Genomic DNA, 25,580 nt, shown 5'->3' with positions numbered 1-25,580 from the left:
CAAGCCCTATCCCTTCGACGTTGACTGTGATCCAAAGCGGAACTCGACCACGTCGCCGTCCTGCATGACGTAGTCCTTGCCCTCCATGCGCGCCTTGCCGCGCGAGCGGGCTTCGGCGACGCTTCCGGCATCCATCAGGTCGTCGAAGGAGATGACCTCCGCCTTGATGAAGCCCTTCTCGAAGTCGGTGTGGATGACGCCGGCCGCCTGCGGTGCCTTCGCGCCCTTGGGGATGGTCCAGGCGCGCGATTCCTTCGGGCCGGCCGTCAGGTAGGTCTGCAGGCCGAGGGTGTCGAAGCCGATGCGGGCGAGCTGGTCCAGGCCGGACTCCTCCTGGCCGGTCGACGCGAGCAGTTCGGCGGCGTCGGCCGCGTCGAGGTCGATGAGTTCCGACTCCAGCTTGGCGTCGAGGAAGACGGCCTGCGCCGGCGCGACCAGGGCGGCCAGCTCGGCGCGGCGGGACTCGTCGGTGAGCACATCCTCGTCCACGTTGAAGACGTAGATGAACGGCTTGGCGGTGAGCAGGCCCAGCTCACGGACCGGCTCCAGGTCGATCGACGAGGTCGACAGCGGCTTGCCCGAGTTGAGGTACTCGATCGCGGCGCGCGCGGTCTCGAGGACCACGGGCTCCAGCCTGCGACCCTTGACCTCCTTCTCGTACCGCTGCTCCGCCTTCTCGAGGGTCTGCAGGTCGGCGAGGATGAGCTCGGTGTTGATGGTCTCCATGTCACCCGCCGGGTCGGTCTTACCGGCGACGTGGACGACGTCGGCGTCGCTGAAGCCGCGCACCACCTGTGCGATCGCGTCGGCCTCGCGGATGTTCGCCAGGAACTTGTTGCCCAGCCCCTCGCCCTCGCTGGCACCCTTCACGATGCCCGCGATGTCGACGAACGACACGGGGGCCGGCACGATGCGCTCGCTGTGGAACAGCTCGGCGAGGCGGTCAAGCCGCGGGTCGGGCAGGTTCACCACGCCGACGTTCGGCTCGATGGTCGCGAACGGGTAGTTCGCGGCGAGCGCGTCGTTCTTGGTCAGCGCGTTGAACAGGGTGGACTTGCCCACATTGGGCAGCCCGACGATTCCGATAGTGAGAGCCACGGTCGTCCATTCTACGGGGAGGGTGGGATGCGGCCGCCGACGGTCGGGCGGCTCAGCCCTGCAGGGTCGCCCGGTAGCTGCGGGTCACGTACGGCAGCTCGAAGGTGTCGCGCCCCGCGAGGTCGGGATGCTCGCGAGCGAGACGCCGCAACGACTGGATCACGGCGGCCTGGCCGTCCGGGTCCTTCGTGATGAAGTAGCTGCGGGAGCGCGCCAGATCGAGTAGGCCGTCGAGCGTCAGCGCCTGCACCCAGCGGGTCTCGTGGCACTCAAGCGGACCGAACGGCGGTGGGACCACCGGGTCGGCCTCGTCGTCGAACACGGCCGAGCCCGCATCCATCAGCTCCCCCAACTCGCGCACCCAGCCGACGCTCTCGTCGCGTTCGTTCCAGATCAGTCCGAGCCGGCCGCCGGGGCGGAGCACCCGGGCGACCTCGGGCACCGCGCGGTCGGCGTCCACCCAGTGCCACGCCTGGGCGACGATCACCAGGCCGAAGGCGTCGTCCGGTAAGGGGATGCGCTCGGCGGCGCCCTCGCGCGCATCCACGTCGGGGAGACGTTCCTGGAGTACGCGCAGCATCTCGGGCGACGGATCCACGGCGGCGACCTCGAATCCGCGCTCGACGAGGGATGCGGTGAGCTTGCCCGTCCCTGCGCCGAGGTCGAGCACCGGCCCCTCCACCGCGTCGAGGAGCCAGCTGACCGCCTCGGCCGGGTACGTCGGCCGGGCCGCGTCGTAGAGGTCTGCGGCGCGGTCGAAGGAGGCGGCATGTAGGTCGCGCTGCTGACGGGATCGCATGCCGCCGATGGTACGCGTCGCGACCGCCACACGCCCGGCCGCGCAGTTGAGGTGCACGTAGATGCGCATTCACGCGGCGTGTCGACCGCAACGACATGCACCTCGCGGCGGGATGCGGCGGCGCGCGGGCGGGATGCCGGGCGGCGTCGGTGGGCCGTGTCAGCATGACGACGTGACCCTGGACTTCACCGCCATCGACTTCGAGACCGCCAACTCCTCCGCCGCATCGGCCTGCTCGGTCGGACTCGTCAAGGTCCGAGACGGCAAGGTGGTCGACCGGGCGGGATGGTTCATCCGGCCGCCGCTGGGCCACGACGTCTTCCAGGAGTGGAACGTGCGCATCCACGGCATCCGGCCCGAGGATGTGGCCGACGCGGCGGGCTGGGTCGACCAGCTGGCCGATCTGGTCGAGTTCGCGGAGGACGACCACCTCGTCGCCCACAACGCGGGCTTCGACATGGGCGTGATCCGGGCCGCCTGCGCGGCGACCTTCGTCGCGTGCCCGGAGTACAGCTACCTCTGCAGCCTGCAGGTGGCGCGCAAGACGTACCACCTGGAGTCGTACCGTCTGCCTGTCGCGGCGATGGCGGCGGGGTTCGAGGACTTCGCGCACCACGACGCGCTGGCGGACGCCGAGGCGTGCGCGGCGATCATGATCCACGCCGCCCGGCGGCACGACGCGGCTACCATCGCCGACCTCGCCGAGCTGACCGGCGCCCGGCTCGGGCGCATCGGTGTTCCCATCGCCGCCTGATCCCGTCTCGACATGGCGCGGCGATCCGCCGCGGATTCGGGCGATTCCGGTCCTCCCGGGGGGATGGGATCGGACTCGCGGGCCGCGCAAGCGGCAGTGTCGGCGGCTGCTGACACACTGAGGGCATGGACATCCTCGCCCTGCTCCTCGGCCTTCTGATCGGCCTCGTCGTCGGCGCCATCGGCGCGGGCGTCGCGGTTCTGCGGCTCCTCCGCTCGCGGCCGTCGGCCGAGCCTGCCGCGCCGGTCGTCGACCCGGTCGTGCTCGCCGCGCAGCACCAGGCCGAGCTCGCCGAACTGCGGGCGGCCGAGACGGCGGTGCAGTCGGAGATCCGGGCCGACCTCGCCGCTGCGCACAGTCGGGTGGATGCGCTGCAGGATCAGCTGCGCGCGGCCCAGGAGCAGTACCGCGAGACGGTGGAGCAGCATCGCGCCGAGGCGGAGGCCCGCGCCGAGCGGGAGCGCGCCGAGAGCAAGGTGCTGCAAGCGCTGGCGCCGGTGCGGGAGAGCCTCACGGACATGCAGCGCAAAGTCATCGAGCTCGAGACCCAGCGCAACCAGCAGCACGGTCAGCTCGCGCAGCAGCTCCGGTCGGCGGCGGAGTCGGAGGAGCGGCTGCGCAGCACCGCGGAGGCCCTTGCATCCGCCCTCCGCTCGAACAGCACCCGCGGCGTCTGGGGCGAGACCCAGCTGCGGAGCGTCGTGGAGGCGGCAGGTCTCATCGAGCGCGTCGACTTCGACGTTCAGTCGAGCATCCACTCGGAGTCCGGCGCGGGGCGGCCCGACATGATCGTGCGTCTCCCCGGCGGCAAGAGCATCGCGCTCGACGCCAAGGTGCCCTTCAACGCATACCTTGAAGCCAGCCAGATCCCGGCGACGGCGACCGGTTCGGAGGCTGCACAGCGGGAGGCGCTGCTCAAGCAGCACGTCAAGGCCGTGCGCGACCACATCACGGCTCTGGGCAGCAAGGCGTACTGGACCGGTCTCGAGTCCTCCCCCGAGCTCGTCATCGCGTTCATCCCGAGCGAGTCGCTCGTGTCGTCCGCTCTCGAAGCCGATCCCTCCATTATGGAGTTCGCCTTCGGCAAGCGGGTCGCGCTCGCGTCGCCCGTGACCCTGTGGTCCGTGCTCAAGACCGTGGCCTTCAGTTGGCAGCAGGATGTGCTGACGCAGGAGGCGAAGCAGCTCTTCGACCTGAGCCGGACGCTGTACAGCCGTCTCTCGACCACGGCCGGTCACATCGAGAAGCTGGGCCGGTCGCTGGAGCGCACGGTCAAGGACTACAACGGCTTCGTCGGGTCGTTCGAGCGCCAGGTCTTCCCCGCGGCCCGCAAGCTCAACGCGCTCGACGAGTCGAAGGTCATCGGCGTGATCGAGGGCATCGAGGAGGCCCCGCGCGAGCTGACGGCGTTCGAACTCGTCAGCGAGCTGGAGCCCCGCGACATGCACGGGATCGACAAGCTGGCCATCGAGGAGCAGGAGCGCGCCCACGCCCTCGAGGCAGAGCGCGACACCGGCGCGGCGTAACGCGCGCGCCGGACCTCAGAGCTGGTCGGGCTCCAGCCACTTCTCCGCGAGGTGGTCCGCCACCACACGGCGAGCGGTGCCCGACTTCGAGCGGAGCACGATCGACTCCGTCCGGATGATCGGTCCCTTGCGGCGCACGCCCTCCACCAGGCCGCCGTCGGTCACACCGGTCGCGACGAAGAACGTGTTGTCGCCCTTCACCAGGTCGTCCGCGCTCAGAATGGTGTCCATCTTCAGCCCCGCGGCGATGCCCTTCGCCCGCTCCTCGTCGTCGCTCGGCGCCAGCATGCCCTGCATGAACCCGCCGAGGGCCTTGATCGCCGCCGCCGTGATCACGCCCTCCGGGCTGCCGCCGATGCCGACGCACATGTCGATCCGCGACTCGTAACGGGCAGCGTTGATGCCGCCCGCGACATCGCCGTCGAGCAGCAGCCGCGTCCCGGCTCCCGCCGCCCGGATCTCCTCGATCAGACCCTCATGCCGCGGCCGGTCCAGCACCGCCACCCGAACCTCCGCGACCGGCTTGCCCAGCGCCTTCGCCAGCGCCCGGATGTTGTCACCGATCGACTGCGAGAGGTCCACGACACCGTGGCCAGCCGGACCGGTCACGATTTTGTTCATCCGGAACACGCTCGACGCGTCCAGCATCGATCCCCGGTCCGACACCGCGATGACCGACAGCGCGTTCTGCCGCCCGGCCGCCGTCAGCGAGGTGCCGTCGATCGGGTCGACAGCGATATCCACCGCCGGCCCACGTCCGTTTCCGACGTGCTCGCCGTTGAAGAGCATGGGCGCGTTGTCCTTCTCGCCCTCGCCGATCACGATGACGCCGTCGAAGTTGACCGTCCCGAGGAACTTGCGCATCGCATCCACGGCGGCGCCGTCGGCCGCGTTCTTGTCGCCGCGCCCGATCCACGGCGTCGCCCGGATCGCCGCTGCCTCCGTCGCCCGCACCAACTCCATCGCCAGGTTCCTGTCCGGGTGCTGGAAGTGCGTCGCGGTGTCGGTCATGCTCATGGTGGGTCCTCCCGGACGGATTCGGAACGTCGTCGTCGATACCGGAGCGGGATGCCCGCCGCCGGACGCTGCCAGTGTATCGACCGCCCCCTGCCGCGTCAGGGGGCGCGCACGGATGTGCACCCGCGGGCGGTACGAAGGCCCTCGGTATGATGAGGGCGTTCGACACCCCGATCCTCAAGGAGCCGCAATGCCCATCGCCACGCCGGACCAGTACGCAGAGATGCTCGACAAAGCGAAGGCCGGCGGCTTCGCCTACCCCGCGTTCAACGTGTCGTCGTCGCAGACGATCAACGCCGTGCTGCAGGGTCTCACCGAGGCGGGAAGCGACGGGATCATCCAGGTCACCACCGGCGGTGCCGACTACTTCGCGGGCCAGACCGTCAAGGCCCGCGCGACCGGCGCGCTCGCGTTCGCGCGTTTCGCCACCGAGGTCGCCAAGAACTACCCCATCACGGTCGCGCTGCACACCGACCACTGCCCGAAGAACGCGCTCGACGACTTCGTGCTTCCGCTCATCGCCGCCTCCGAGGAGGAGGTGAAGGCGGGCCGCAACCCGATCTTCCAGTCGCACATGTGGGACGGCTCGGCAGTCCCGCTCGACGAGAACCTCGAGATCGCGCAGGAGATGCTCAAGCGCACCAAGGCCATCAACGCCATCCTCGAGGTCGAGATCGGCGTCGTCGGCGGCGAGGAGGACGGCGTCCGTCACGAAGGCTCCAACGAGGCCCTCTACACGACCCTCGCCGACGCGGAGAAGGCGGTCGACGCGCTCGGCCTCGGCGAGAACGGCCGCTACATGGCCGCGCTCACCTTCGGCAACGTCCACGGCGTCTACAAGCCCGGCAACGTCAAGCTGCGCCCGGAGCTGCTCAAGGAGATCCAGGACGGCCTGGCCGCCAAGTACGGCCACGGCCCGAAGCCGCTCGACCTCGTCTTCCACGGCGGGTCGGGCTCGACCGACGAGGAGATCGCCGAGGCGGTCCGCAATGGCGTCGTCAAGATGAACATCGACACCGACACGCAGTACGCGTTCACCCGCTCCATCGCCGGCTACATGTTCGAGAACTACGACGGCGTGCTCAAGATCGACGGCGAGGTCGGCAACAAGAAGGCCTACGACCCGCGCGCCTGGGGCAAGGTCGCCGAGACCGGGATGGCCGCGCGCGTCGTCGAGGCGACGCAGCAGCTCGGCTCGGCCGGCCACTCCGGCAAGTAGCAGTCACGGGCGGCGGTCGCGTCACGCTCCGCCGCCCGCACCACGCGAGCCACGGGCTCCAGCAAGGGAGGCGGCCACGATGGCCGAGCAGGAACCGCAGCCGGACGACCGGCCGCGCCCGCAGTACGGGGAGCTCGCGCCTCCCGGCTGGGTGTGGCGTCCGCCCGCGGATGCGAACCGTCTCGACACGTCGCGCCCGCTGGAGCGGGAGGGCGACGTGCCGGCTGTACCGGCGACCCCCGTCCTCGGGCCGCGTCCACCGGCTCCCGGCGCTCCGCCCGCGAACGCGGACGGGCGCCCCGCACCCACCTGGAACCTCACGCTGACGGTCCTGCTCGGCGTCTTCGGCTTCTTCGGGATGACGTACTCGATCGCGACGCTGCAGGCGATCCCCGCATCCATGCAACTGCTGCACAGCACGAATGGGCTCGGCGAGTATGTGCCGGTTCCGCTGGTCGGCACGCTCGTGCTCATCGGCTCGATCGTGATCGCGGTCATCTGGGTTGTATCGGCCGGATTCGCCGCCTGGCTGCTGGTGAAGCGGCGCCTGGCGTTCTGGGTGCCGCTCGTCGCGGGGATCGTCGCCATGCTCGCGCTGATCATCTTCGCGGGGGCCATCCTCGCGACGGACCCGGTGCTCCTGGGGTTCTACGGGGGCGTCACGCCGCCGTCGACTCCGGTCGAGACGCCGTAGCGCGCCGGCTCAGCGCCCGCGACCGCTCAGCGTCCGCGACCGCCGAGGGCCCGCGCATCCTGCTTGCCCGTGATGTCCTTGCGGAGCTCCTTCGGCAGCGAGAACATGAGGTCCTCCTCGGCCGTCTTGACCTCCTGCACGTCCTGATAGCCGGCGCCGGCGAGGTCGTCGAGCACCTCCTGCACCAGGACCTCGGGCACGGATGCGCCGCTCGTCACGCCGACGGACGAGACGCCGTCGAGCCACTCCTGCTTGATCTCGCTGGCGTAGTCGACACGGTAGGCGGCCTTCGCGCCGTACTCCAGCGCGACCTCCACCAGGCGGACCGAGTTGGACGAGTTGGCGGAGCCGACGACGATGACGAGCTCGGCCTGCTCGGCGACCTTCTTGATGGCCACCTGGCGGTTCTGCGTCGCGTAGCAGATGTCGTCGCTCGGCGGGTCCTGCAGGTTCGGGAAGCGCTCGCGCAGGCGGCGGACCGTCTCCATCGTCTCGTCGACCGACAACGTGGTCTGCGACAGCCAGACGACCTTGTCCGGGTCCTTCACGACGATGGAATCGACGTCGTCCGGCCCGTTGACCAGGGTCACGTGGTCCGGAGCCTCTCCCGCGGTGCCCTCGACCTCCTCGTGACCGGCGTGGCCGATCAGCAGGATCTGGAAGTCGTCGCGCGAGAAGCGCACGGCCTCGCGGTGCACCTTGGTCACGAGGGGGCAGGTCGCGTCGATGGCGCGGAGCCCCCGCTCGGCGGCCGCGTTGACGACGGCCGGCGAGACCCCGTGGGCCGAGAACACGACGTGCGCGCCCGACGGCACCTCGTCGACCTCATCCACGAAGATGGCGCCCTGCTGCTCCAGCTCGGACACGACGTGGACGTTGTGGACGATCTGCTTGCGCACGTAGACGGGCGCGCCGTACAGGTCGAGCGCCTTCTCGACGGCGACCACGGCACGGTCGACACCGGCGCAGTAACCGCGGGGCGCTGCCAGCAGCACCCGCTTATGTCCGACGACCGGGTTATCCTGAAGCCGTCGCCTGGCGCCGGGAATGCGCGGCATCGGGAGGCTGATGGTTGCGTCGCTCACCCTTCGATCCTACGTGAGCGCGCTGAGCACGGAATGGGAGACGGCGGTGAGCCAGACGACCACGGTCGCGATGCAGGCGGCGCCGCCGACCGTCGACGCGCCCTGGCCGGTCGCGCTCCTCAACAGCAAGATCAAGGGATGGATCGACCGGCTCGGCACCGCCTGGGTCGAGGGTGAGATCACCCAGTGGGGCATCTCGGGCGGAAACGTCTACGGAAAGCTCAAAGACCTGAACGAGGACGCCACGATCAGCTTCACGATCTGGTCGTCCGTCAAGGCGCGCATCCCGGCCGATCTGAAACAGGGTGACCGCGTCGTGGCCGCGATCAAGCCGAACTTCTGGGTCAAGGGCGGCACGCTCACGATGCAGGTCTACGACATGAAGCACGTCGGCCTCGGCGACCTGCTCGAGCGGCTGGAGCGGCTGCGTCAGCAGCTCGCCGCCGAGGGCCTGTTCGCGGTCGAACGCAAGAAGCGCCTGCCGTTCCTCCCCCACACCATCGGTCTGGTGACCGGCAAAGACTCCGACGCCGAGAAGGATGTGCTCCGCAACGCGCAGCTGCGCTGGCCGCAGGTGCGCTTCCGGGTCGTGCACGCGTCCGTCCAGGGCGAGCGCACCGTGACGGAGGTCGTCTCGGCCATCCGCACATTGGATGCGGACCCCGAGGTCGAGGTCATCATCGTCGCGCGCGGTGGCGGCGACTTCCAGAACCTTCTCGGCTTCAGCGACGAGCGGCTGGTGCGGGCGGCCGCGGCCGCGCTCACGCCCATCGTCAGCGCCATCGGGCACGAGGCCGACCGGCCGCTGCTCGACGAGGTCGCCGATCTGCGCGCATCCACCCCGACGGATGCCGCGAAGCGCGTGGTGCCGGACGTCGCCGAGGAGCTCGCGCGCGTCCAGCAGGCGCGCGCCCGGATGGGTGTGCGCGTCACCCAGCGGATCGCGCACGAGATCGACCGGATCGGACACCTGCGCACGCGACCGGTGCTCGCCTCCCCCTCGTGGATCGTCGACGCGCGGGCGGAGGAGCTCACCCGCTACGTCGCCCGTGGCACCGAGCTCGTCGGCCGCTGCGTCGAGCGCGAGACCACGCGCGTCGCCGAGCTGCGCGGCCAGCTCCGCGCGCTGTCTCCGCAGGGGACGCTCGACCGCGGCTATGCGATCGTGCAGACCCGTGCGGGGCACGTCGTGACCGAACCGGCCGAGGCGTCGGCCGGCACCGAACTGCGGGTCACCGTGTCGGGTGGCTCCTTCGCCGCGACGGCCGGGGACGAGCTCCCGTCGCCCGCGGGTCACGGAGCGTCGGTGTCCGCTGAAGCATCGGCTGCTCCAGCGGACCCCCAGCGGGACAAATAGAATGGACGTCATGCCCAGTTCCGAGACCGCACCCGCGGGCGACCCGCTCAGCGCGCTCAGTTACGAAGAGGCGCGCGACGAGCTGATCCGCGTCGTCGGAGAGCTCGAACAGGGGTCGGCGACGCTCGAGGAGTCGATCGCCCTGTGGGAGCGCGGCGAGGCTCTCGCCCGCCACTGCGAGGAGTGGCTGATCGGCGCGAAGGCACGACTCGATGCGGCGCGGTCGGGCGCGGGAGCCGCTCCACAGTCGTCAGTAGCCGCACAGTCCTCAGAAGTCTCGGGCGGATGAGCCCCCGCAACAGCAAGCCGCCCGCGGTCGTCGCCGAGCTCGGCCGCCCGGAGACCCCCGAGGAGACGGCCGCCCGCAAGGCGCAGAACTCGGCGAACCACCGCAATCGCCAGACGATCAACAACCTGATCTACTCGCTGATCGCGACCCTGGCGCTCGTCGCCGTGATCGTGCTCGTCGTCCCGCGCGGCAACCCGACGGCGACCAAGCCGCCTGTCGACTACGCGGCCGTCGCGCAGGAAGCGCAGGGCAGCGAGCCGGACCGCCTGCTCGTGCCGAAGCTGCCCTCGACCTGGAAGTCGAACAACGCCGAGCTGCGCACCAAGACGGCGGACCGCGTCGACTCCTGGTACATCGGCCTGATCACGCCGAAGGAGCAGTTCATCGGCGTCACACAAGGCTTCGGCGCGAATGACAGCTGGGTGTCCGATCAGGTCGCCAAGTCTCGGATCGCGGGCACCCGTGAGATCGACGGCGTGACCTGGGACGTCTACGACAATCGTGCAGCGGGGTCGGGCAACGGGAACGTCGAATACGGCCTCGTGACCCACGCCGGCGACAGCTCCATCATCGTCTTCGGCACCGCGATCGACGCCGAGTTCCGCACGGTGGCGTCGTCGCTGGCCGATCAGATCCACTCACTCGGAGGAGAACGATAACCGTGCCCACCACGCGCCCCGGAAAGATCTGGAACGCCATGCTCGAGGGCAACGCCCGCTTCGTCGCGGGCGAGCCGCAGCATCCCCATCAGGATGTGGCCCGACGCGAGGTCGTCGCCGGCGGCCAGGAGCCGGTGGCCGCCATCTTCGGCTGCGCCGACTCCCGCCTCGCCGCCGAAATCATCTTCGACCTCGGGCTGGGCGACGCCTTCGTGGTGCGCAACGCCGGCCAGGTCGTCTCCGACTCGGTCGTCGGGTCGCTGGAGTACGCGGTGGCGGTGCTGAACGTCCCGCTCATCCTGGTGCTCGGTCACGACAGCTGCGGCGCGGTGGCCTCGGCCATCGCCTCCCAGGCCGCGGACGCCGAGCCGCTGCCCCCGCACATCGCTGACCTGATCGCTCCGATCGTCCCGGCTGTGCACCGCGTCGCCGGTCCGGGAGCGGTCGAGCCGTCCGCGGTCGACGCCTCGGCCGTGGGTCGCGAGCACCTGCGCGACACGGTCTCCGAGCTGCTCGCGCAGTCGGAGATCATCTCTTCCGCGGTCGCCGAGAACACCCTCGCGATCGTCGGCGCCAACTACCGGCTCGCGGAGGGCCGGGTCGTCCCCGACGTCGTCGTCGGCATGCGCGACTGACACCAGCTCCCGCCAACAGAAAGGAAATACACACCGTGGTGGACACCCAGGCGGACGCCGAGTACCGCATCGAACACGACACGATGGGCGAGGTGCGCGTCCCGAAGGACGCCCTGTACAGCGCGCAGACGCAGCGTGCGGTCGAGAATTTCCCCATCTCGGGCGACGTGCTCGAGCCGGCCCAGATCGCCGCGCTGGCCCGCATCAAGAAGTCGGCCGCCCTCGCGAACGCCCGCCTCGGCGTGCTCGACCAGGAGATCGCGGACGCGATCGCCGCGGCCGCCGACGAGGTGGCGTCGGGCGCCCACAACGCCGAGTTCCCGATCGACGTGTACCAGACCGGTTCGGGCACCTCGTCGAACATGAACATGAACGAGGTGCTGGCGACGCTCGCCTCGCGCCGCCTGGGTCGTCCGGTGCACCCGAACGACCACGTGAACGCCTCGCAGTCGTCGAACGATGTCTTCCCGACCTCGGTGCACATCGCCGTGACGGGTGCGCTCATCGATGAGCTCATCCCGGCGCTCGACCACCTCGCGGTTTCGCTGGAGGCCAAGGCGGAGTTGTGGGCGGAGGCCGTGAAGAGCGGCCGCACGCACCTGATGGATGCGACCCCGGTGACCCTGGGTCAGGAGTTCGGCGGCTACGCCGCACAGATCCGTTACGGCATCGAGCGCATCCGCGCTGCCCTCCCCCGGGTCGCCGAGGTCCCGCTCGGCGGCACGGCGGTCGGAACCGGCATCAACACCCCGCTCGGCTTCCCGCAGCTCGTCATCGAGCTGCTGACGGACGAGACCGAGCTGCCCATCACCGAGGCGCGCGACCACTTCGAGGCGCAGGCGAACCGTGACGCGCTCGTGGAGGCCTCCGGAGCGCTCCGGACGATCGCCGTCTCGCTGACCAAGATCTCGAACGACCTCCGCTGGATGGGATCCGGCCCCAACACGGGACTGGGCGAGCTGCACATCCCGGACCTCCAGCCCGGCTCCTCGATCATGCCCGGCAAGGTCAACCCGGTCATCCCGGAGGCGGTGCTCATGGTCGCCTCCCGGGTCATCGGCAACGACGCGACCATCGCGTGGAGCGGCGCCTCGGGGCTGTTCGAGCTGAACGTCGCCATCCCGGTCATGGGCACCGCGCTGCTGGAGTCGATCCGCCTGCTCACCCAGGCCAGCCGCGTGCTCGCCGACAAGACGATCGACGGCCTCGAGGCGAACCTCGACCGCGCGCGCGCCTTCGCCGAGTCGAGCCCGTCGATCGTGACCCCGCTCAACCGGGTGATCGGCTACGAGGCCGCGGCGAAGGTCGCCAAGCACGCCGTCGCCAAGGGCGTTACGGTGCGCGAGGCCGTCATCGACCTCGGCTTCGTCGAGCGCGGCGAGGTCACCCTCGAGCAGCTGGACACCGCCCTCGACGTCCTCTCGATGACCCACCCCGGCTGATCTGTCGAAGCACTCCAGCCAACGGCTCCTGAGTTTTTCCCGCGACACGCCGTGCCGTGTGCGAAAAACTCAGGAGCTGTTTGCTTCGGCCCGGAACTAGGGTCGAAGGGTGTTGTCGTACGGGGATGCGCTGCGGGGGAGGCCGCGGCGGGTGGTGGTTGCGGGGGTGTCGGGCAGCGGCAAGACGACGCTCGCCGGGCGCATCGCGCAGCTGACCGGCGGACCGCACACCGAGATCGACGGACTGCGACACGGGCCGGGGTGGGAGCCGCGGCCGGAGTTCGTGGATGACGTACGTGCCTTCACCGCGGCCGAAGCCTGGACGACCGAGTGGCAGTACTCCGCGGTGCGCGACCTGCTGGCCGAACGCGCCGACCTCCTCGTCTGGCTCGACCTGCCCTTTGCCCGGGTGACTCTGCCGCGCGTCGTGCGTCGAACGCTGCACCGCCGCATCCACCGCTCGGAGCTCTGGAACGGCAATCGCGAGCCGCGCCTGCGCACGATCTTCCGCGACCCGGAGCACATCATCCGCTGGTCCATCTCGTCCCGCAACGTGTATGCGGAGCGGGTCCCGGCCGCCGAGCGCGCGCACCCGCACCTCGTCGTCGTGCGCCTCCGTTCGACGCGCGAGGTCGAACGCTGGCTCGCCGGCCCGCTACGAGCCGCCATCGCGGCCAACAGCTCCTGAGTTTTTCGCGCGACACGCCGTCATTCGCGCGAAAAAGTCAGGAGCGGATTGCCTGGGTCGGTCAGAACAGGCGGCGGGCGGTGTCGACGTCTCCGGGTGCGTCGTCGGTGAGCGGGAGGAACCACGCGCACTGCCAGCGCTGCGTCGCCGCGGCCTGCGGACTGGTCGCCTCGGACCAGGGCGGATAGACCCGGAACCCGCGTTTGCCGCCTGAGCCGTCGACTGCCACGACGCCGCGCGAGGCGAGCACCTCGCGCGGGAACACGAATGCCCCGAAGCCGCTCCCCTCCCGGGCGACGATCACGAGCCGCCGCTGATCGGCCGTGTCGAACGGCTCTGTACCGCCGTCGGCCGCACGGCGCCAGACGGCGACGAACAGCCCGGTCTTGCGGGGCGTCACACGCGCCACCCGGAACCGAACGACACCGTCCGGCGTGTCGCACAGGGCCGCGTCGTACCCGCCGTTCTCGCCCTCCGGCCGGAGCGCACCGTGCGGAACGCCCAGAGCATCCATCACTCCCAGCACCCGCTGGATGTCGGCAGCAGTCATGCGCCCTCCCCCGTCACCATGAAGACGAGGGAGGGCGGCGATGTATGACGCGCGACGGGCTACGCGAGCTCGTTGGCCTCCAGCATCTCGGTGACGAGGGCCGCGATCGCGGAGCGCTCGGAGCGGCTCAGCGTGACGTGCGCGAACAGCGGGTGTCCCTTGAGGGTCTCGATGACGCTGGCGACCCCGTCGTGCCGGCCGACGCGGAGGTTGTCGCGCTGGGCCACGTCGTGGGTGAGGATGACCCGAGAGTTCTGGCCGATCCGGCTGAGCACCGTGAGGAGCACGTTGCGCTCCAGCGACTGCGCCTCGTCGACGATCACGAACGCGTCGTGCAGCGACCGGCCGCGGATGTGCGTGAGCGGCAGCACCTCGAGGATGCCGCGGTCGAGCACCTCATCCAGCACGTTCTGCGAGACCAGCGCGCCGAGCGTGTCGAAGACCGCCTGGCCCCACGGGTTCATCTTCTCGCCCGCGTCGCCGGGCAGGTACCCGAGCTCCTGGCCGCCGACCGCGTACAGCGGGCGGAACACCATGATCTTTTTGTGCTGCCGCCGCTCGAGCACCGCCTCGAGGCCGGCGCAGAGTGCGAGCGCCGACTTGCCGGTGCCGGCGCGACCGCCGAGCGACAGGATGCCGATCTCCGGGTCGAGCAGCAGGTCGATCGCGAGCCGCTGCTCCGCCGAGCGCCCGTGCAACCCGAAGACGTCGCGGTCGCCGCGCACCAGCTTCACTTCGCCCTCGGCGACGACGCGGCCGAGCGCCGAGCCACGGTCCGAGTGGATGACGAGGCCGGTGTTCACGGGAAGGTCCGCGGCCAGCTCGGTGCGCATCCACTCGTCTTCGTACAGCGCGGCCATCTGGTCGCTGCCGAGCGAGATGTCGGCGAGCCCGGTCCAGCCGGAGTCGACCACCTGCTCGTGCCGGTACTCCTCCGCGGCGAGGCCGATGGAGGCGGCCTTCACCCGCAGCGGCAGGTCTTTGGAGACGACGGTGACGTCGAGACCGTCGTTGGAGAGGTTGAGGGCGACCGCGAGGATGCGCGAGTCGTTGTCGCCGAGCTGCATGCCGCTCGGAAGCACGGACATGTTCGAGTGGTTGAGCTCCACGCGCAGCGAGCCGCCGTCACCGACGGGGATCGGGAAGTCGAGCCGTTCGTGCTCGACCCGCAGGTCGTCGAGGTTGCGCAGCGCCTGCCGCGCGAAGTACCCCAGCTCGGGGTCGTTGCGCTTGCCCTCGAGCTCGCTGACGACGACGACGGGGATGACGACAGCATGTTCCGCGAAACGGAAGATGGCCTTCGGATCGGAGAGGAGGACGGACGTGTCGAGCACATACGTGCGCTCTTTCGTCTTCGCCGCTCCCGCTGCCTCGCCGTTCGACCGGGTTGCTGCCTGTCGGGTTGCTGATTCCGCCACGACCACTCCCACCCCGCCGCTCCCTCGGGAGCCGGCGGATCTCACTGACGAGACGGCCGCTTGGTTTCGAGACGAACTTTTGTGGCCGTCTCGATCGGGCGCGGTGCCCGATGGGTTGAACCTACGCCCGGGCACCGACATCGGTTCGACCGCGCCGCCGCGTGTCGTGTTACGACGACGTGAACAATCGCCCCCACTTCGGGGAGGGCTCCGACGCGCGTCAGGCGACCGGAGAAGGGGGATGCCCGTGAACCGCGATCAGGCCGCCGACGCGTACGACGTGAAGGCCGCCCGCAGCATGTCGAGCGTCTCCTCCGTCGTCCCCGCGTGCACGCTGATCCGCGCGTTCGTCGCACGCACCGAGGCCGTGACGCCGTGGTTGTGGAGGGACGCGCCGAGCACGGTCAGCTGCTCGGGCAGCGGCTCCAGCACGATCATCCCGGCGCGCTCGGCGGGGCTCCGCGAGGAGCTGACCGGCACGGCGAACTCGTCGGCGAGCTGCAGCACGCGCTCGACGTTGTCGGAGATGGCCGCCGAGATCGCGCTCACGCCGACCGCGTCGACCTCTTCGAGCGCCGCCGCGAAGCGCGCCTCCGCGACGAGGTCCGGGTTGGAGATCGAGAAGGCGCCGGCGCCGCGCACCGGCTCGAGCACCTCGTCCCACGGTTGCTGCGGCCCGGAGCCGGTCCAGCCGCTGAAGACGGGCGTCAGGTGGTCGATCGCGCGCTCGCTGAGCGCGAGGAATCCTGTGCCCCAGCCCGCGCGCATCCACTTCTGACCGCCCGACACGACGACGTCGGCGACCTCCCACGGGGCGTCGACGACACCGAAGCCCTGGATGGCGTCGACGATGAGGAGGCGGTCGCCGATGACCTGACGGATGCCGTCGATGTCGGCGAGGTAGCCGGTGCGCGAGTCGACGAGGCTCACCATCACCGCCGAGGTGCTGTCGGTCAGCTGTTCGCGGATGCGCGACGGCGTCACACGGCCGCCGTCGGTCTCCAGCCAGGTCGGCGTGATGACGCGAAGGGCCCGGGCGGCGCGCTCGGCGGCGTAGGTCAGGGACGGGAACTCGGACAGCGACAGCAGCACGTCGCCACCGGTCAGCCCGAAGGCCGCATGCAGCAGGCCGCTCGACGCGTTCGGCTGAAAGCTCACCTGGTCGGCCGGGAACCCGGTGAGGGCGCTGACGGCCTCGCGCACGCGCTCATCCTCGGTACGCATCCGCTCGATGGTGCCGTAGCGCGCCTTGGAGAGGATCTCGTACTGCCCGATCGCCTCCGCGCGCACGGTCGCGGACAGCGGTCCGACCCGTCCGTAGTCCAGATATCCGGGCTCTTCGCCGAACCCGCGGGCGTACTCCTCGACCGTCGTCACCCCTCGATTCTGGCCGAAGCCGACCGGCTGCCAAAAATCGGTGACGAAACGAACCGGAGCCCCCGGTCAGCCACCGAAGCGGCGGTGCCTGCGCGAATAGTCGCGGACGGCGCGCAGGAAGTCGACCTCGCGCAGGTCCGGCCCCAGCGCCTCCACGAAGTAGAACTCGCTGTGGGCGCTCTGCCAGAGCATGAAGTCGCTGAGGCGCTGCTCTCCCGACGTGCGAATGACGAGGTCGGGATCGGGCTGGCCGCCGGTGTAGAGGTGCTCGCCGATGAGGTCGGGCGTCAGCAGGTCCGCGAGGGTCTCCAGGCTCCCGCCGTCGGCGTGGTGCGCGGCCACGATGCTGCGCATGGCGTCGGTGATCTCCTTGCGGCCGCCGTAGCCGACAGCGAGGTTGATGTGCATGCCGGTGTTCGCCGCGGTGCGCTTCTCCGCATCCGCCAGCGCCTGCAGCAGCCGGGGCGGAAGGCCCGTCGCCGACCCCACGTGCTTGACCCGCCAGTCGCGGTAGCGGGACAGGTCGTCGGCCAACTGGGCGATGATGTCGATCAGGTCGCCGAGCTCGCCGCTCTCGCGGTTGGTGAGGTTGTCGGAAGACAGCAGATACAACGTGACGACCTGGATGCCGAGCTCGTCGCACCACTCCAGGAACTCGCGCATCTTCGCCGCACCGGCCCGGTGGCCGTGCGCGACGGTGGTCAGCCCGGCCTGCCGGGCCCACCGCCGGTTGCCGTCGATGATCATGGCGACGTGCTGCGGCAGCGACTCGCGATTGAGGTCACGGCGGAGACGCTTCTGGTAGAGCCCGTACAGCAGCCCGCTGCCCTCCAGCCGGCCCATCCCCGGCCTTCCGCGTCTGCTCACGCTGCTACGTTAGCGCGGCCGACGGTGCCCGGCTCACAGCATCCGGCCACCCGTCCTCCCCTACGCTTGGTCTATGTCGCCCCGAGAGAGTCACAACCCCGGTACGACCGACGACCGCGCAGCCGACGAAGACGTCGCAGAGCTGCTCGCGGAGCCGACGGCCGATCTGAGCTCCTCGGATGCTGCCGTGCAGGCGGACGAGCGCGAGGCGCGCGACGGTGGCCCGGAGCTGCCGAACATCCCGCTGCTGGATGCCTCCCCCGCCTTCCCCGGCGAGGTCAAGCCGACCTGGCGTGGCTGGATCCACGCCGCAACGTTCCCGGTGGCGATCGCGGCCGGAATCGTCCTGATCTGCCTCGCCCACGGAGCGCCCGCCAAGTGGGCGTCCGCCGTGTTCACGCTCACCTCGATGCTGCTGTTCGGGAACTCCGCCCTGTACCACCGGTTCAACTGGCGGCCGCGCACGAAGATCATCCTCAAGCGCATCGACCACGCGAACATCTTCCTGCTGATCGCGGGAACCTACACGCCGCTCGCCGTGCTCGCGCTGCCGCCGGAGAAGGGCATCCTGCTGCTCACGCTGGTGTGGGCCGGCGCCCTCATCGGCATCGGCTTCCGCGTGTTCTGGATCAGCGCGCCCCGCTGGCTGTACGTGCCTATCTACGTGGCGCTCGGCTGGGCGGCCATGATGTACATCGTCGACCTCGTCGACGCCAACGTCGCGATGATGGTGCTCGTGCTCGTTGGCGGTTTGATGTACACCGCGGGCGCGGTCATCTACGGCATGAAGCGGCCGAACCCCTTCCCCGGGCGCTTCGGCTTCCACGAGATCTTCCACACGCTGACCGTGCTGGCGTTCCTCTGCCACTGGACGGCGACGCTGCTGATCGCGATGCACCCCGCGTACAACGCGGGCTGAAGGCGCGGGATCAGGTGGGCAGCGCCCGCCGTCCGGTCACCTGCTTCATGACCAAGGTCGAGGACAGCTTGCGGACGCCCGGAAGCGCCCCCAGCGGCCCGTCGAACAGCTCCTGGTAGCCGGTGAGGTCGGCGGTCAGCACCCGCAGCATGTAGTCCGGGTCGCCGAACAGTCGCTCGGCCTGCACGATGTTCGGGATGGCGAGCACGCCCTCCTCGAAGGCCCCGACGGTCTCCGGGTCGGTGCGGTCGATGGTGACGAACACGATCGCCTCGAAGTCGAGTCCGACCGCGGCCGGCGACACCACGGCGCGGTACTGCTCGATCACGCCGGCGCGCTCCAGTTCGCGCACGCGGCGGTGGCACGGCGACAGCGTCAGGCCGACGCGTGCGGCGAGGTCGGTGAGGCTGAGCCGGCCGTCCTCCTGCAGCGCAGCGAGGATCTCCCGGTCGATCGCATCCATGCAGCAGATTCTTCCACGGATGGATGTAGAAGGCACGAAAATCGCAAGCACTTTCGGTCGCTCACGCCATAGCTTTCCGGTAGACCGCAGAGCGCGGACGGAGGGAGGACGGCGATGGATCCGGCACTGGTCTTCGGCTTCTGGGGAGTGGCCGCGCTCCTCGTCTGCACGCCGGGAGCCGACTGGGCGTACGCGGTGACGGCCGGGCTCGGTGGCCGGACGCTCCTGCCCTCGATCGGCGGCATCCTGTTCGGGTACCTCGTGGTGGTTGTCGCGGTCGCGGTCGGGTTGGGCGCGCTCGTCGCCGCCAATCCGGTGCTGCTCGACGTGCTCACGGTAGGCGGCGCGCTGTACCTGCTCTGGCTCGGGATCAGCGGGCTGGTGCGTTCGGCGGTCCCGTTGACCGCGCAGACCGGCACGGTGACAAGCGGTGCGTCCTCGCTGGGGTCGTTCCTGCGGGGCGCCGGCGTGAGCGGCTTCAACCCGAAAGGGCTGTTGGTGCTGGTTGCCCTCGTGCCGCAGTTCACCTCGTCTCACGGCGGCTGGGCCCCGGCGGCGCAGATGCTGATGCTCGGCGGCCTGTTCGTCGCGACGTGCGCGGTCGTCTACCTGGCCGTGGCGGTGCTCGGCCGCCGGCTGCTGGCGGCGCGCCCCCGCGGAACCGTGATCATGGCCCGCGTCTCCGCGATCGCCATGACACTGATCGGCGTGGCCCTGCTCGCCGAGCGGGTGGCGCAGGCGATCTGAGCGACGCTACGGGCGGTCGGGCCCGTCCAACCCGTCGCCGCGGCGCTCCGCCTCTTCCGCATCCAGCTTCTCGGCGATCTCGGCGCGATAGCGCACGCGACGGATGCGGCGCACCATGTCGAGCACGAGGAGGACGACGACCACGGCCAGCAGGAACGTGACGACGAACCCGAGCACGCCGGGCGTGACCGAATCGTCATCGGGGGTGCCGGACGGCGTGGGCGTCGGGGTGGCGGCCAGCCAGACGGAGGCGCGCAGCAGGCTATCGGCGATCACGCACGCACCCCGGGGAAGAGGTCGGTCTCGGGCATCTCGGTCTCCACTTTCGAGTCGATGAGCTGGAACCCCTCCATCGGCCGGCGGGCGGCAGCATTCACAGCTTTCTCTCCTAGTCTGGACTCAGCCTACCGTCGCCCGACGGGGGGCTCCTGAGCGAAAGGCGGGGCTGACGGCATGGCGGTGCATGCATGACGACAACCCACCGCGTCCCCACGCTCGACACCCGCTACGGCCGCACGCCTCAGCGCAAGCGGCGCGACCGCTGGCTGCTGATCTTCGGAGCGATCGCCGCGGTCGCCATCGCCACGGTCTGGGCGTTCTGGGCCGGCTGGGACAACGATCAGGCGAACCTCGAGACCACCGACACCGCCTACACGATCCCCGACGACAGCCACGTGGACATCTCGTTCTCGATCAACGCGCCTGTCGGCACCCCGGTCACGTGCGCCCTCCAGGCCCTCAACGAAGACTTCGCGATCGTCGGCTGGCGCATCGTCGAATACCCCGGTTCCGAGAGCCGGTTGACCGCCCACACCGAGTCGATCCGCACGATCATGAAGCCCAACACGGGTTTGATCAACACCTGCTGGCTGTCCTAGTATTGTGCGGATACGCCCCGGCCGTGGCCGGGGCGTCGACTTTAGCACCGGTACCGAACCGGACCATCAGCCGAGGCGGCTCATAGCCGCAGGCGCGAAGGAGTTCATCATGTCTCAGGAGTCTCAGGTCACGTTTCTGACCCAGGACGCGTACGACCGTCTCTCGGCCGAACTCGAGGAGCTCAGCGTCAACGGCCGTAACGAGATCGCGAAGCGCATCGAGGCGGCCCGCGAGGAGGGCGACCTCAAGGAGAACGGCGGCTACCACGCGGCCAAGGACGAGCAGGGCAAGATCGAGGCCCGCATCGTCCAGCTGACGAACCTGCTGCGGAGCGCCACCGTCGGCGCGGCGCCGGAGAGCCACGGCGTCGTCGAGCCGGGCACCGTCATCACCGCGACGATCGCGGGCGACGAGAGCGTCTTCCTCATCGGCAACCGCGAGATCGCGGCCGGCACCGACCTCCCCGTCTACAGCGAGCAGAGCCCGCTCGGCGCGGCCATCCTGGGCCTCAAGGTCGGCGACAAGACGGAGTACACCGCTCCGAACGGCCGTCAGATCGCCGTCGAGGTCACCAAGGTCGAGACCTACACCGGCCAGTAAGCCGCTCCCGCGCATCCACGCCAACAGCTCCTGAGTTTTTCCGCCGTTTCACCGCGAAACGGGCGAAAAACTCAGGAGCTGTCGGCGTGTGTGGGGGCTACTCGTCGTCGACCACGACCGGGTCGTAGCCGGCGGCGCGAAGCGCCTCGATGACGTGCCGGCGGTGGTCGGTGCCGCGCGTTTCGACGCTCACGTTCAGCTCGACCTGGGTGATCTGCATCCCGCGCCCGTGCCGGGTGTGCAGCACCTCAACCACGTTCGCGTTGACGCCCGCGAGGATCTCGGCGATGCGCGCCAGCTGGCCGGGGCGGTCCGGGAGCATGATGGTCAGCTTGAGGTAGCGGTCGGAGGCGGCGAGACCCTGGCTGATCACGCGCTGCATGAGCAGCGGGTCGATGTTGCCGCCGGAGAGGATGGCGACGGTCGTGCCGTCGGCGGTGACCGATCCGGCGAGGATGGCGGCGACGCCGGCCGCTCCCGCCGGCTCGACGACGAGCTTGGCGCGCTCCAGGAGCACCACCATGGCACGGGCGATGTCGTCCTCCGACACTGTGACGATCTCATCCACCGCCTCGCGGATGATCTCGAAGTTGAGGGCGCCGGGCCGTCGCACGGCGATGCCGTCGGCGATCGTGCCGGTGAGCGAGATGTCGGTCGGCTCCCCCGCCGCGAGCGACGGCGGGTAGGCGGCTGCGTTGGCCGCCTGCACACCGACGATGCGGACGGTCCGTCCGGTGACCGCCGCGCGCTGCTTGATCGCGCTGGCGACGCCGGAGATGAGTCCGCCTCCGCCGATCGGCACGACGACGGTCGAGACGTCGGGGACGGCGTCGAGGATCTCGAGCCCGAGCGTCCCCTGCCCCGCGACCACGTCGGGGTGGTCGAACGGCGGGATGAGCACGGCGCCCGTCTCGGCGGCGAAGTCGGCGGCGGCTTGCAGCGTCTCGTCGACGATGCTGCCGCTGAGCACCACATCCGCACCGTAGGCGCGCGTTGCCTGGAACTTGGGGATGGCGACGCCCACCGGCATGAAGATCGTCGCGTGGATGCCGAGCTCGCGGGCCGCGAAGGCGACGCCCTGCGCGTGGTTGCCCGCGGAGGCGGCGACGACGCCCCGTGCGCGCTCCTCGGCACTCAGCTTCGACATCCGGTTGTAGGCACCGCGGATCTTGTAGGAGCCGGTGCGTTGAAGGTTCTCGCATTTGAGAAGCACGGGGGCGCCGAGGATCTCGGTCAGGAACCGCGATGACTCCATCGGCGTCGGCTGGGCGACGTGGGCGACGATGGCGCGCGCAGCCTCGAACTCGTCCAGGCTGGGGCCTGCGAACGGGGTGCGCGTGTGTTCGGTCGCGGTTGCCACGCGCTCAGCCTAGCGGCGCTCGTATGCCGGCGACTGTATGCGTGCTCGCGCTACGACCGCGCGGGCGGGCGGCGCACCGGTCGCGGGACCGTCTCCCAGATCGCCCGCTCCGGCGGCGTGTAGTTCTCCGGCGGCACGTTCCGCCAGACGCCGCTCGCGATGTAGTGCACCATCACGTTCAGCACGGCGACGAACGGCACGGCGAACAGGGCGCCGGGGATGCCGGCCAGCAGCGATCCGGCCGCGACGGCGAGCACCACGGCGAGCGGGTGGACCTTCACGGCGCTGCCCATGATGAGCGGCTGCAGGATGTGTCCCTCGATCTGCTGCACCAGCAGCACGACGCCGAGCATGATCAGCGCGAACACCCAGCCCTTGAAGACGAGCGCGATGAAGATGGCGAGCGCTCCGGTGACGACGGCGCCGACGACCGGGATGAACGAGCCGAGGAACACCAGGACCGAGATCGGGATGACGAGCGGCAGCCCGAGGAAGAACGCGCCGAGGCCGATGCCGAGCGCATCGATCGAGGCGACAAGCACCTGCACCTTCGCGAAGTTCTTCAGCGTCACCCAGCCGGCCTGGCCGGCTCCGTCGATTGCAGCGCGCGACCGCTTCGGGAAGACGCGGACGATCCACCCCCAGATGCTCCTGCCGTCGATGAGGATGAAGATGGTGCTGAACAGCACGAGCAGCGCCCCGGCGAAGACGTGCCCGAGGGTGGAGCCGACCGACAGCGCACCGGACAGGAAGACCTGGCCGTCCTGCTGGATCGACTTCCCGATCGAGGCGAACGCGTTGCTGATCTGGTCGGGGCTGAGGCCGAGCGGTCCGCTCGTCAGCCAGGCCTGCAGGTCGTTGAAGGAGGCGACGGACTGCTTCTGCAGCTCCCCGCTCTGCCGCGTCACCTGCCAGATCGCCAGGTACAGCAGACCGCCCACGACGACGATCAGCGTGATCAGCACCACGACGATCGCCAGCCACTTCGGCCAGCGGTGCCGCACCAGGAAGTCCTTGAACGGCACCAGCAGCCCCGCCAGCAGCACCGCGATGAGCACGGGGATGACGATGAGCTTCAGCTGGATGATCAGGAAGACGACGACGGCGAGGACCGCGCCGATCACCAGCAGCCGCCACGACCACGCACCGGCGATGCGCATCCCGCGCGGAACCGTCTCGTCGGCGGACTCGATCGGCTCGCCGAGCTCTCGGCGGCGGCGCTGGAACCAGGCGCGGGCCGGTGCGCGGTTGGCCTCGGTGCCGGCTCCGGGCGCAGTCGTGGGCGACGGGACGGGGCGGTCGATGTCGGACATGACCGTCAGTGTAGGCCGCGGCTCCGTTCCTCCGCCGAAACGGCGCCGCGGCTCCCGGCCCCTTGACAGCCGGACGGATCAGGGGATGCCTCGGGCATGGGTGAGACCCGCGAGCTCAGAGCTGCAGGATCAGCGGCGGATACTCGATGGCTGTCCGGTACCACTGCCACGTGGCCCCGCCGGTCTGCTGGATGGAGGCGTACGTCACCTGCGTCGGCGGCACCTGTTTCAGCCCGACCACGACGGCGACGTTCCCGTTGACCGTCCGCGGGCCGAGGCCGGTCGGCGTCGTGCCGCCGGCGAACCCGCCGACCGTGAGGTTCACACTGCCGTTCGCCGCGATGACGAAGGTGACGACGTAGTCGCCGACCGCCGTCGCCCCGTAGTCGCCGGGCGTGAAGTGCACCGAGACGCCCGGCCCGCCGGACGGTGTCGGGCGGTACGTGAACGACGCGTACGGGGTGCCGGTCATGTCCGTCTGCATGATGTCGGACGCGACGAGGGTCAGGTTGGTCCTCCCCTTTCCCACGGTGTGCGTGGGGCTGATGGTGTCGATGGGGCGGTACCAGGGAAAAGTGATGACATCGTGCACCGAGATGCGGTGCGCGATGTCCGTGAGGGACTGGGTCTTCTCGAACGTTGCGGGATCGATCTGCACAGCGACTTCTGCGTCCTCCCCCGCACGCCCACCCCGATTCGGAGTCTCGCTGGACATGCGCGGACTCTACTCCGCGGTCAGCGCGCCGGGACTTCCCCATTTCCGGCGTCGCGCGGGGCGACAGTGACCGGAGAACCGGTGAGGCCCACGGCGACGCGCTCGCCCGGTTCCGGCCGCTCGCGGGCGCCGTGCTGCAGCGACAGCTCGATGCCGTTCTCCAGCCGGACCCGGGTGCGGCGGAGTGCGCCGAGGAAGCTCGTGGTGAGCACGACACCGGGGATGCCGCCGCCGGCGAGCACGACATCCTCCGGACGCAGGTACGCGGTCACCGGGCCGTCGACCGCGTCGGAGGCCAGCGGAACCTCGTGCCCGAGGACGGTGAGCCGCCCGCCCGCGACCACGCCGTCCACCCGGTTGGTCAGGCCGACGAACTCCGCGACGAAGGCCGTGGCAGGGCGATGGTACAGCTCCTCCGGGCTGCCGATCTGCTCGATCCGTCCCGCGCGCATCACGGCGACCCGGTCGGCGACGGCGAGCGCCTCCTCCTGGTCGTGCGTGACGAAGAACGTGGTGATGCCGAGCTCGGTCTGGATGCGGCGGATCTCATCCCGGAGCTGGACCCTGACCTTCGCGTCGAGCGCCGACAGCGGTTCGTCGAGCAGCAGGACGCGCGGCTCGGTGACGAGTGCGCGGGCGAGGGCGACGCGCTGCTGCTGGCCCCCGGACAGCTGGTGAGCGTACCGGCCCGCGTGGTGGTCGAGGCCGACCAGCTCGAGGGCCTCCGCGGCGCGGCGGCGGCGGTCCGCCGGGGCGACCTTGCGCATCCGCAGACCGAACTCGACGTTCTGGCCCGCGGTGAGGTGCGGGAACAGCGAGTACGACTGGAACACCATCCCCAGGTCGCGACGGCTGGTGGGCTCGTCGGTGACGTCATGTCCGTCGATGAGGATGCTGCCGCTGTCCACCCGCTCGAGTCCGGCGAGCGAGCGGAGCGCAGTGGTCTTTCCGCACCCGCTCGGGCCGAGGAGGGCGATCAGCTCCCCCGGCGCCGCCTCGAGGTCGAAGCCCGACAGCCCGACGCCGCCGCCGAAGTCGCGGACGAGGTCGCGCAGTTCGACGGTGGAGCCGGTGCGGGAGGAGAGGAGCGGGGTCTCGAGGGCGGTCATG

28 protein-coding genes are annotated in these 25,580 nt (G+C 70.0%); 14 read left to right on the top strand and 14 right to left on the bottom strand.

Annotation, left to right across the window (positions count from 1 at the left end):
• Positions 1–6 precede the first annotated feature (6 nt).
• Both ychF and ACF1AJ_RS01390 read right to left on the bottom strand, forming a co-directional pair.
• On the bottom strand, positions 7–1,098 hold the full coding sequence (gene ychF / locus ACF1AJ_RS01395; RefSeq protein ID WP_391505819.1) for a redox-regulated ATPase YchF: 1,092 nt from the start codon (positions 1,096–1,098) through the stop codon (positions 7–9).
• 52 nt (positions 1,099–1,150) lie between these two features.
• On the bottom strand, positions 1,151–1,897 hold the full coding sequence (locus ACF1AJ_RS01390) for a class I SAM-dependent methyltransferase (RefSeq protein ID WP_391505818.1): 747 nt from the start codon (positions 1,895–1,897) through the stop codon (positions 1,151–1,153).
• Between the two features lie 172 nt (positions 1,898–2,069).
• Between ACF1AJ_RS01390 and ACF1AJ_RS01385 the strand changes: the two genes are divergently transcribed.
• The gene (locus ACF1AJ_RS01385; RefSeq protein ID WP_039731421.1) at positions 2,070–2,651 is read left to right on the top strand and encodes an exonuclease domain-containing protein; all 582 of its coding nucleotides are present in this window, start codon (positions 2,070–2,072) and stop codon (positions 2,649–2,651) included.
• Between the two features lie 125 nt (positions 2,652–2,776).
• Positions 2,777–4,177 (top strand): DNA recombination protein RmuC, encoded by a 1,401-nt coding sequence (rmuC, locus tag ACF1AJ_RS01380; RefSeq protein ID WP_391505817.1) that lies wholly within the window; start codon positions 2,777–2,779, stop codon positions 4,175–4,177.
• A gap of 15 nt (positions 4,178–4,192) precedes the next feature.
• Here the strand turns inward: rmuC and glpX are convergent, their stop codons facing one another.
• Positions 4,193–5,194, bottom strand: a complete 1,002-nt coding sequence (gene glpX, locus ACF1AJ_RS01375; protein WP_309861235.1) for a class II fructose-bisphosphatase — start codon at positions 5,192–5,194, stop codon at positions 4,193–4,195.
• Positions 5,195–5,384: 190 nt separating this feature from the next.
• Here glpX and fbaA point away from each other — a divergent pair, with 190 nt between their 5' ends.
• On the top strand, positions 5,385–6,413 hold the full coding sequence (gene fbaA, locus ACF1AJ_RS01370; protein WP_089876532.1) for a class II fructose-bisphosphate aldolase: 1,029 nt from the start codon (positions 5,385–5,387) through the stop codon (positions 6,411–6,413).
• A gap of 79 nt (positions 6,414–6,492) precedes the next feature.
• The gene (locus tag ACF1AJ_RS01365; protein WP_391505816.1) at positions 6,493–7,107 is read left to right on the top strand and encodes a DUF6264 family protein; all 615 of its coding nucleotides are present in this window, start codon (positions 6,493–6,495) and stop codon (positions 7,105–7,107) included.
• 26 nt (positions 7,108–7,133) lie between these two features.
• On the opposite strand, the gene ACF1AJ_RS01360 is transcribed toward ACF1AJ_RS01365, so the two are convergent.
• Positions 7,134–8,165: a 4-hydroxy-3-methylbut-2-enyl diphosphate reductase gene (locus ACF1AJ_RS01360; protein ID WP_391507412.1), complete on the bottom strand. Its 1,032-nt coding sequence runs from the start codon at positions 8,163–8,165 to the stop codon at positions 7,134–7,136.
• Positions 8,166–8,238: 73 nt separating this feature from the next.
• Here ACF1AJ_RS01360 and xseA point away from each other — a divergent pair, with 73 nt between their 5' ends.
• The 6 genes from xseA (at position 8,239) to ACF1AJ_RS01330 (ending at position 13,262) form a co-directional block, all read left to right on the top strand.
• Entirely contained in the window at positions 8,239–9,549 is a 1,311-nt protein-coding gene (xseA, locus tag ACF1AJ_RS01355) for an exodeoxyribonuclease VII large subunit (RefSeq protein WP_391505815.1), read from the top strand.
• 1 nt (position 9,550) lies between these two features.
• Complete coding sequence (locus ACF1AJ_RS01350) at positions 9,551–9,838, top strand: exodeoxyribonuclease VII small subunit (protein ID WP_391505814.1); 288 nt, start codon at positions 9,551–9,553, stop codon at positions 9,836–9,838.
• Complete coding sequence (locus tag ACF1AJ_RS01345; protein WP_391505813.1) at positions 9,835–10,497, top strand: DUF4245 domain-containing protein; 663 nt, start codon at positions 9,835–9,837, stop codon at positions 10,495–10,497. Before ACF1AJ_RS01350 ends, ACF1AJ_RS01345 begins: the two co-directional genes overlap by 4 nt.
• A 38-nt stretch (positions 10,498–10,535) precedes the next feature.
• Positions 10,536–11,132, top strand: a complete 597-nt coding sequence (locus ACF1AJ_RS01340; RefSeq protein ID WP_391507411.1) for a carbonic anhydrase — start codon at positions 10,536–10,538, stop codon at positions 11,130–11,132.
• Between the two features lie 35 nt (positions 11,133–11,167).
• Positions 11,168–12,574 (top strand): class II fumarate hydratase, encoded by a 1,407-nt coding sequence (locus ACF1AJ_RS01335; RefSeq protein WP_391505812.1) that lies wholly within the window; start codon positions 11,168–11,170, stop codon positions 12,572–12,574.
• Positions 12,575–12,683: 109 nt separating this feature from the next.
• On the top strand, positions 12,684–13,262 hold the full coding sequence (locus ACF1AJ_RS01330; RefSeq protein ID WP_391505811.1) for an AAA family ATPase: 579 nt from the start codon (positions 12,684–12,686) through the stop codon (positions 13,260–13,262).
• Between the two features lie 61 nt (positions 13,263–13,323).
• On the opposite strand, the gene ACF1AJ_RS01325 is transcribed toward ACF1AJ_RS01330, so the two are convergent.
• From ACF1AJ_RS01325 to ACF1AJ_RS01310, 4 genes are all read right to left on the bottom strand, one after another.
• Positions 13,324–13,812, bottom strand: a complete 489-nt coding sequence (locus ACF1AJ_RS01325; protein ID WP_391505810.1) for a MepB family protein — start codon at positions 13,810–13,812, stop codon at positions 13,324–13,326.
• A 59-nt stretch (positions 13,813–13,871) separates the two neighbouring features.
• Positions 13,872–15,236 (bottom strand): PhoH family protein, encoded by a 1,365-nt coding sequence (locus tag ACF1AJ_RS01320; protein ID WP_391507410.1) that lies wholly within the window; start codon positions 15,234–15,236, stop codon positions 13,872–13,874.
• A 252-nt stretch (positions 15,237–15,488) separates the two neighbouring features.
• Positions 15,489–16,607, bottom strand: a complete 1,119-nt coding sequence (locus tag ACF1AJ_RS01315; protein ID WP_391505809.1) for an aminotransferase class V-fold PLP-dependent enzyme — start codon at positions 16,605–16,607, stop codon at positions 15,489–15,491.
• Between the two features lie 66 nt (positions 16,608–16,673).
• Positions 16,674–17,450 carry an isoprenyl transferase gene (locus ACF1AJ_RS01310; protein WP_391507409.1) on the bottom strand — a complete coding sequence of 259 codons (777 nt, stop codon included), beginning with the start codon at positions 17,448–17,450 and terminating at the stop codon, positions 16,674–16,676.
• Between the two features lie 97 nt (positions 17,451–17,547).
• On the opposite strand from ACF1AJ_RS01310, the gene ACF1AJ_RS01305 reads away from it, so the two are divergent.
• Positions 17,548–18,393, top strand: a complete 846-nt coding sequence (locus ACF1AJ_RS01305; RefSeq protein WP_391505808.1) for a hemolysin III family protein — start codon at positions 17,548–17,550, stop codon at positions 18,391–18,393.
• A gap of 10 nt (positions 18,394–18,403) precedes the next feature.
• On the opposite strand, the gene ACF1AJ_RS01300 is transcribed toward ACF1AJ_RS01305, so the two are convergent.
• Positions 18,404–18,856 (bottom strand): Lrp/AsnC family transcriptional regulator, encoded by a 453-nt coding sequence (locus tag ACF1AJ_RS01300; RefSeq protein WP_018191557.1) that lies wholly within the window; start codon positions 18,854–18,856, stop codon positions 18,404–18,406.
• A gap of 114 nt (positions 18,857–18,970) precedes the next feature.
• Here ACF1AJ_RS01300 and ACF1AJ_RS01295 point away from each other — a divergent pair, with 114 nt between their 5' ends.
• The gene (locus ACF1AJ_RS01295; RefSeq protein ID WP_391505807.1) at positions 18,971–19,603 is read left to right on the top strand and encodes a LysE family translocator; all 633 of its coding nucleotides are present in this window, start codon (positions 18,971–18,973) and stop codon (positions 19,601–19,603) included.
• A 6-nt stretch (positions 19,604–19,609) separates the two neighbouring features.
• Here ACF1AJ_RS01295 and ACF1AJ_RS01290 read toward each other — a convergent pair whose 3' ends face one another.
• Positions 19,610–19,879, bottom strand: coding sequence for a hypothetical protein (locus ACF1AJ_RS01290; protein ID WP_391505806.1), 270 nt, complete (start codon positions 19,877–19,879; stop codon positions 19,610–19,612).
• Between the two features lie 191 nt (positions 19,880–20,070).
• Here ACF1AJ_RS01290 and ACF1AJ_RS01285 point away from each other — a divergent pair, with 191 nt between their 5' ends.
• A complete protein-coding gene (locus ACF1AJ_RS01285) occupies positions 20,071–20,481 on the top strand; it encodes a DUF4307 domain-containing protein (RefSeq protein ID WP_391505805.1) in 411 nt (136 codons plus the stop codon).
• Positions 20,482–20,590: 109 nt separating this feature from the next.
• Positions 20,591–21,082 carry a transcription elongation factor GreA gene (greA, locus tag ACF1AJ_RS01280; RefSeq protein WP_018191562.1) on the top strand — a complete coding sequence of 164 codons (492 nt, stop codon included), beginning with the start codon at positions 20,591–20,593 and terminating at the stop codon, positions 21,080–21,082.
• Positions 21,083–21,179: 97 nt separating this feature from the next.
• On the opposite strand, the gene ilvA is transcribed toward greA, so the two are convergent.
• From ilvA to ACF1AJ_RS01260, 4 genes are all read right to left on the bottom strand, one after another.
• A complete protein-coding gene (gene ilvA / locus ACF1AJ_RS01275; protein ID WP_391505804.1) occupies positions 21,180–22,442 on the bottom strand; it encodes a threonine ammonia-lyase in 1,263 nt (420 codons plus the stop codon).
• Positions 22,443–22,492: 50 nt separating this feature from the next.
• Entirely contained in the window at positions 22,493–23,755 is a 1,263-nt protein-coding gene (locus ACF1AJ_RS01270; protein WP_391505803.1) for an AI-2E family transporter, read from the bottom strand.
• Between the two features lie 115 nt (positions 23,756–23,870).
• Entirely contained in the window at positions 23,871–24,470 is a 600-nt protein-coding gene (locus tag ACF1AJ_RS01265) for a hypothetical protein (protein WP_391505802.1), read from the bottom strand.
• 20 nt (positions 24,471–24,490) lie between these two features.
• Positions 24,491–25,579: an ABC transporter ATP-binding protein gene (locus ACF1AJ_RS01260; protein ID WP_391505801.1), complete on the bottom strand. Its 1,089-nt coding sequence runs from the start codon at positions 25,577–25,579 to the stop codon at positions 24,491–24,493.
• Position 25,580 lies beyond the last annotated feature (1 nt).

Source organism: Leifsonia sp. NPDC014704 (assembly GCF_043083605.1).
GTDB lineage: Bacteria > Actinomycetota > Actinomycetes > Actinomycetales > Microbacteriaceae > Leifsonia.
Note: the sequence above shows the minus strand (reverse complement) of the source record. Positions and strands in the feature narration are given on the sequence as shown.

Excerpts from the sequence above, each read along its gene's own strand:
- ACF1AJ_RS01390 (WP_391505818.1), bottom strand. The coding sequence starts at position 1,897 with ATGCGATCCCGTCAGCAGCGCGACCTACATGCCGCCTCCTTCGACCGC.
- rmuC (WP_391505817.1), top strand. The coding sequence starts at position 2,777 with ATGGACATCCTCGCCCTGCTCCTCGGCCTTCTGATCGGCCTCGTCGTC.
- glpX (WP_309861235.1), bottom strand. The coding sequence starts at position 5,194 with ATGAGCATGACCGACACCGCGACGCACTTCCAGCACCCGGACAGGAAC.
- fbaA (WP_089876532.1), top strand. The coding sequence starts at position 5,385 with ATGCCCATCGCCACGCCGGACCAGTACGCAGAGATGCTCGACAAAGCG.
- ACF1AJ_RS01365 (WP_391505816.1), top strand. The coding sequence starts at position 6,493 with ATGGCCGAGCAGGAACCGCAGCCGGACGACCGGCCGCGCCCGCAGTAC.
- ACF1AJ_RS01360 (WP_391507412.1), bottom strand. The coding sequence starts at position 8,165 with ATGCCGCGCATTCCCGGCGCCAGGCGACGGCTTCAGGATAACCCGGTC.
- ACF1AJ_RS01350 (WP_391505814.1), top strand. The coding sequence starts at position 9,551 with ATGGACGTCATGCCCAGTTCCGAGACCGCACCCGCGGGCGACCCGCTC.
- ACF1AJ_RS01345 (WP_391505813.1), top strand. The coding sequence starts at position 9,835 with ATGAGCCCCCGCAACAGCAAGCCGCCCGCGGTCGTCGCCGAGCTCGGC.
- ACF1AJ_RS01340 (WP_391507411.1), top strand. The coding sequence starts at position 10,536 with ATGCTCGAGGGCAACGCCCGCTTCGTCGCGGGCGAGCCGCAGCATCCC.
- ACF1AJ_RS01325 (WP_391505810.1), bottom strand. The coding sequence starts at position 13,812 with ATGACTGCTGCCGACATCCAGCGGGTGCTGGGAGTGATGGATGCTCTG.
- ACF1AJ_RS01310 (WP_391507409.1), bottom strand. The coding sequence starts at position 17,450 with ATGGGCCGGCTGGAGGGCAGCGGGCTGCTGTACGGGCTCTACCAGAAG.
- ACF1AJ_RS01305 (WP_391505808.1), top strand. The coding sequence starts at position 17,548 with ATGTCGCCCCGAGAGAGTCACAACCCCGGTACGACCGACGACCGCGCA.
- ACF1AJ_RS01300 (WP_018191557.1), bottom strand. The coding sequence starts at position 18,856 with ATGGATGCGATCGACCGGGAGATCCTCGCTGCGCTGCAGGAGGACGGC.
- ACF1AJ_RS01295 (WP_391505807.1), top strand. The coding sequence starts at position 18,971 with ATGGATCCGGCACTGGTCTTCGGCTTCTGGGGAGTGGCCGCGCTCCTC.
- ACF1AJ_RS01285 (WP_391505805.1), top strand. The coding sequence starts at position 20,071 with ATGACGACAACCCACCGCGTCCCCACGCTCGACACCCGCTACGGCCGC.
- greA (WP_018191562.1), top strand. The coding sequence starts at position 20,591 with ATGTCTCAGGAGTCTCAGGTCACGTTTCTGACCCAGGACGCGTACGAC.
- ACF1AJ_RS01270 (WP_391505803.1), bottom strand. The coding sequence starts at position 23,755 with ATGTCCGACATCGACCGCCCCGTCCCGTCGCCCACGACTGCGCCCGGA.
- ACF1AJ_RS01265 (WP_391505802.1), bottom strand. The coding sequence starts at position 24,470 with ATGTCCAGCGAGACTCCGAATCGGGGTGGGCGTGCGGGGGAGGACGCA.
- ACF1AJ_RS01260 (WP_391505801.1), bottom strand. The coding sequence starts at position 25,579 with ATGACCGCCCTCGAGACCCCGCTCCTCTCCTCCCGCACCGGCTCCACC.